This is a genomic window from Paraburkholderia sp., from assembly GCF_034668105.1.
In the GTDB taxonomy this organism is placed as follows: domain Bacteria; phylum Pseudomonadota; class Gammaproteobacteria; order Burkholderiales; family Burkholderiaceae; genus Paraburkholderia.
The window spans coordinates 1-4,386 of record NZ_JAXDPY010000706.1; the positions used below are offsets into that span (position 1 = coordinate 1).

The following is a 4,386-nucleotide window of genomic DNA, read 5'->3' on the forward strand; positions in this document are numbered from 1 at the left end:
GAACGCGCCTTCACAGGTGGTCTTGTCGATCGGAATGCGTGGCGCGCCGTAGTAACGCGCAAGCGCTTCCGGCACGATCGCCTGACTCGCGGACGTGGCATGCCACGCGACCAGCTTGCCGTCCTTATCGAAACCGGCCTTCAGTCGCGATACGCACGCCGGACGATAAAAATCGTGGGTGAAGTCCTGCGCACGCGACCAGATTGTTTGCACCGGACGTCCGCCGCCTTCGCGCGCAATCGCCGCGGCTTGCGCGATGAAATCGAGTTCGAGACGGCGCCCGAAAGCACCGCCGAGCAGTTGCGTTTGGACGTCGACCTTGTCGGCGTCGATGTCCAGCACTTTCGCGACGTGCTGCCGCGCGAGGGCGGGCATTTGCGTCGAGACCCAGACGGTGGCCGTGCCGTCCGCCACCTGCACCGTGCAATTCACCGGTTCCACCGCGCCATGCGCGAGATACGGCGCGTGGTACTCGGCGGCGAGAGTCCGCGCCGCGCGGCTCAATGCGGCGTCGACGTTACCGCGTTGGTAGTAAGCGTGGCCGTCGCTGCCGTCCAGTACTTGCGCGAGGTGGGCGTCGACATCCGCGCTCGACAGCGTGGCCGCCGGGCCGTTGTTCCACACTACGATGATGGCGCTGACCGCGTTCATCGCGCGGAACGGATTGTCCGCGATAACCGCGACGCCGCCAGTGCCGCCTGCGTAGGGCGGTAAAGAGAACGCCTTGATAAAACCTGGCATTTTTGTAGCAGGCGTGGCGTCGAAATGCGCTACCGTTCCGCCCAGTGTCGGGCACATCACCACGCTCGCGTAGATGAGACGGTCGGGCAATGCGTCGATGCCGAACCGGGCCGTGCCGTTGATTTTCGACGCGGCCTCAATGCGTCGCATCGGTTTGCCGATCAGTTTGAAGTCCGCGGGATCTTTCAGCGTGACCTTGCGCGGCAGCGGTTGTTGCGCGGCCAACGTGGAGAGTTCGCCGAAGCTCGCCCTGTGGCCTGAGGCGTGCAGTACGTAGCCACCTTCCGTACGGCATTCGCCGGCCGGCACCTTCCATTGCCCGGCGGCCGCGCCGATCAGCATCGCGCGCGCGGAGGCGCCGGCTTCGCGCATCGGCGTCCATAGATCGTTCATGCTCGATGAACCGCCCGTCATCATCGTGCCGGCGTCGCGCACTAGCTTGCGGGTCAGCCAGACGGTGGCGCGCTTGACCGTGCTGTCGTCGTCCGGACGGAACGGCAGATCGTCGATGATGTTCTGCACGCTGTTGTAGATCTTGTCGATCGGCGAGTTTTCCACTCGAACGTGCGACCAGTCGGCATCCAGTTCCTCGGCCAGCAGCATCGCAAGGCCGGTGTGGATACCCTGGCCCATTTCCGCTTTGCACATCATGATCGTGACGCTGTTGTCGGCGGCGATTTTGACCCAGCCGTTGAGCACAAGCTGGCTGCCTTCGGCCGGCAGTGGCACGGAGGGGGTCAGGCGCTGGCCCGGCGGCAGCACCGACCAGCCGACCAGCAACGCGCCCAGGGCGCTGGCGCCGCCTAGCAGGAAGGTTCTGCGCTTTAACATCGTTTGGCTCGATCAGCTTGCACGGTGGCGGGGAAGCTGTGAACGCGCGGGGCACGCTCGCGATTAGTACATTAGTACTTCAGAACACTAATAAGACGGGCGAGCGGGGGTGGAACTGAAATTTGGAGGTTGAAGGCGTTCGGTGCTGTGGGGGCGGATGGGCGCTAAAAGAAGGCGTAAGCGCCCGCGCTGCCGGGTGATGTTCCATTAAATGTCATTTGGCGAGCAGTGACACGCTGCAATGCAACCTCGCCACCAGCTAATGTCCCGGCACGGATCAAGATACAGCACAGTAACTTTATCTCCCACCTTGTAGCCAGCGATCCAGCCACCTTGTGGATACGAAATTCGCTCCCCTGTTTTATTTGTAAATTCGATCTGCGGATGGCTGCCGCCGGCATTCAGGGCTACGACACGACCAGGGACTGCGACAGCCGAATCGAGAAATCTCATGCTATGCGCGACAGAGTTAATCAAGCCGAACAGACAGCCAATCCAGATCATCGTGAAGATAAACACTTTAAAGCGTTTCGTGAGCACTTCATCGGTCAACGGCATATGCCCCTAGCGCGCCACACCCTCCCGAATCATCTCAATCAACGCCCGCAGCCCCGCCGGTACGTGGCGCCGCCCCGGATAGTACAGACACAGCCCGTCGAACGCCGGCGTCCAGTCTTCCAGCACGCGCTGCAATGCCCCCGCCTCCAGATCCGCGGCCACGTTCCATTCAGTCATATACGCCAACCCGAAGCCCTCGCGGGCCGCCTGCATCACCAGCATGGGTTCATCGAGCGTCAACATGCCCTGCACATCCACGCTGATCGCCTGGCCACGCCGTTCGAACTCCCAATGATAAATGCGCCCGCTCGGCATGCGCAGCCGGATACAACGGTGCGCGCGCAGATCGTCGGGCGCGCGCGGCGTGGGATGGTCGGCGAAATAAGCTGGACTCCCGACTACCGCAAAGCGCTGCGGCACGTTGAACGGGACCGCGATCATGTCCTGCGGCACGGACTCGGCCAGGCGAATGCCGGCGTCAAAACCTTCCACCACGATGTCGATCATGCGCCCCTCGGTGACGAGATCAAGCTTCATCTCCGGATAGCGGCGCAGGTAATCCAGCAACAAGGGCATGACTTGCCGCGCCGCGCCCGCCGAGGTGTTGATGCGCAGCGTGCCCGCGGGCGTGTCGCGATAGCTGCCGGCCTGCTCGATGGCCACGCGTATCGTCGACAGCGCGGGCGCCACGCTATCAACGAATTGCGCGCCCGCTTCGGATAACGACACGCTGCGCGTCGTGCGATTGAACAGCCGCACCCCAATGCGCGCCTCCAACGCCGCAATCGCATGACTTAGCGCCGATGTCGACACACCGAGTTCCGTTGCCGCCGCGCGAAAGCTGCGATGGCGCGCCACTGCCAGCACGCCTTCCAGTTCGCTCAAACCGGGTGTTTTCATTATCCCATCTTGCTCAACGAATCATCCTCGATTATATGGCTAGTCAGCCTAATCCCTTGAGCCTATCGTTGACGCAACACGACTTTGGGCCAGGAGCTTTCATGCAGGAAATCGACAAGGTGTATATCGACGGCGCGTTCGTCACGCCGCACGGCGAGGAGTGGTTCGAGCTGTTCAATCCGGCTAAGGAGACGGTTATCGGCAAGGTGCGTCTGGCGGACGCAGAAGACGCGCGCCGCGCCATCGCCGCCGCCAAACGCGCCTTCCCGCAGTTTTCGCGCACGAGCAAAGAGGAACGCATCGCGCTGCTCGAACGCATGCACGACGCGGTTCAAGCAAGAGAAGACGCGCTCTTCGAAGCGATCATCGACGAATACGGCGCACCGGTTTCACGTGCGCGCTGGATGGCGAAGTATCCGGCCGATGTGATTGCGAGTGTCGTCACGGTACTGCGAAGCTACGATTTCACGCGCCGCGCCGGCACGGCCGACGTCGTCATGCAACCGCTCGGCGTCGCGGGACTGATCACGCCGTGGAATAGCAATGGCGGCTTCATCTGCGGGAAACTGGCGGCGGCCGTGGCGGCCGGCTGCACGGCCGTGATCAAACCGAGCGAGATGAGCGCGATTCAGACGCAGATCGTAACCGAGGCATTGCACGAAGCGGGTTTGCCGGCTGGCGTGTTCAACATGGTTACGGGCCGCGGCGAAACTGTCGGCGGGGAAATCAGCGCGCATCCCGACGTGGCGAAGATTTCCTTCACGGGATCGACGGCTGTCGGCAAGACGATTCTGCGCACTGGCGCCGAGACATTGAAGCGCGTCACGTTGGAGTTGGGCGGCAAATCGCCGATCCTTATTCTCGACGACGCCGATTTCGCCGAAGCGGTTCCGTTGGCGCTCCAGGCCGGTTTTATGAACAGCGGTCAGGCCTGTATCGCCGGCACACGCATTCTGGTGCCGCAAAGCCGTCTTGCGGAATTCGAAGAGCGAGTGCGTCTCGAAGTCGCTCGCACGCAAGCGGGTGATCCACGCGATCCGGTTACGCAGATCGGCCCGATGGTCAGCCGCAAACAGTGGGAACGCGTGCAGCGCTACATCCGCATCGGCATCGACGAAGGTGCGCGCCTGATTGCCGGTGGCGAAGGCCGCCCCGAAGGACTCGAGCGCGGCTGGTTCGTGCGGCCCACCGTGTTCAGCGGCGTCAACAACGACATGACGATTGCCCGCGAGGAAATTTTTGGGCCCGTGCTGTCGATCATTGCGTATCGCGATTCCGAGGAAGCGATCGCGATCGCCAATGACACAAGCTACGGGCTGCAAGCTTACGTCCTCTCAGCCGATGCGGCGCGGGCTC

4 protein-coding genes are annotated in these 4,386 nt (G+C 62.6%); 1 reads left to right on the forward strand and 3 read right to left on the reverse strand.

The window, feature by feature from the left end:
- The 3 genes from QOC89_RS31150 to QOC89_RS31160 form a co-directional block, all read right to left on the reverse strand.
- Nucleotides 1-1,572 (reverse strand): xanthine dehydrogenase family protein molybdopterin-binding subunit (locus QOC89_RS31150; RefSeq protein ID WP_323048560.1); only part of this gene is annotated, 1,572 nt, incomplete at its 3' end.
- A gap of 207 nt (nucleotides 1,573-1,779) precedes the next feature.
- Entirely contained in the window at nucleotides 1,780-2,130 is a 351-nt protein-coding gene (locus QOC89_RS31155) for a DUF3592 domain-containing protein (RefSeq protein ID WP_323048561.1), read from the reverse strand.
- A 6-nt stretch (nucleotides 2,131-2,136) separates the two neighbouring features.
- Nucleotides 2,137-3,030, reverse strand: a complete 894-nt coding sequence (locus QOC89_RS31160) for a LysR family transcriptional regulator (protein ID WP_323048562.1) — start codon at nucleotides 3,028-3,030, stop codon at nucleotides 2,137-2,139.
- Nucleotides 3,031-3,131: 101 nt separating this feature from the next.
- Here QOC89_RS31160 and QOC89_RS31165 point away from each other — a divergent pair.
- On the forward strand, nucleotides 3,132-4,386 hold a 1,255-nt coding region (locus QOC89_RS31165), incomplete at its 3' end, for an aldehyde dehydrogenase family protein (protein ID WP_323048563.1).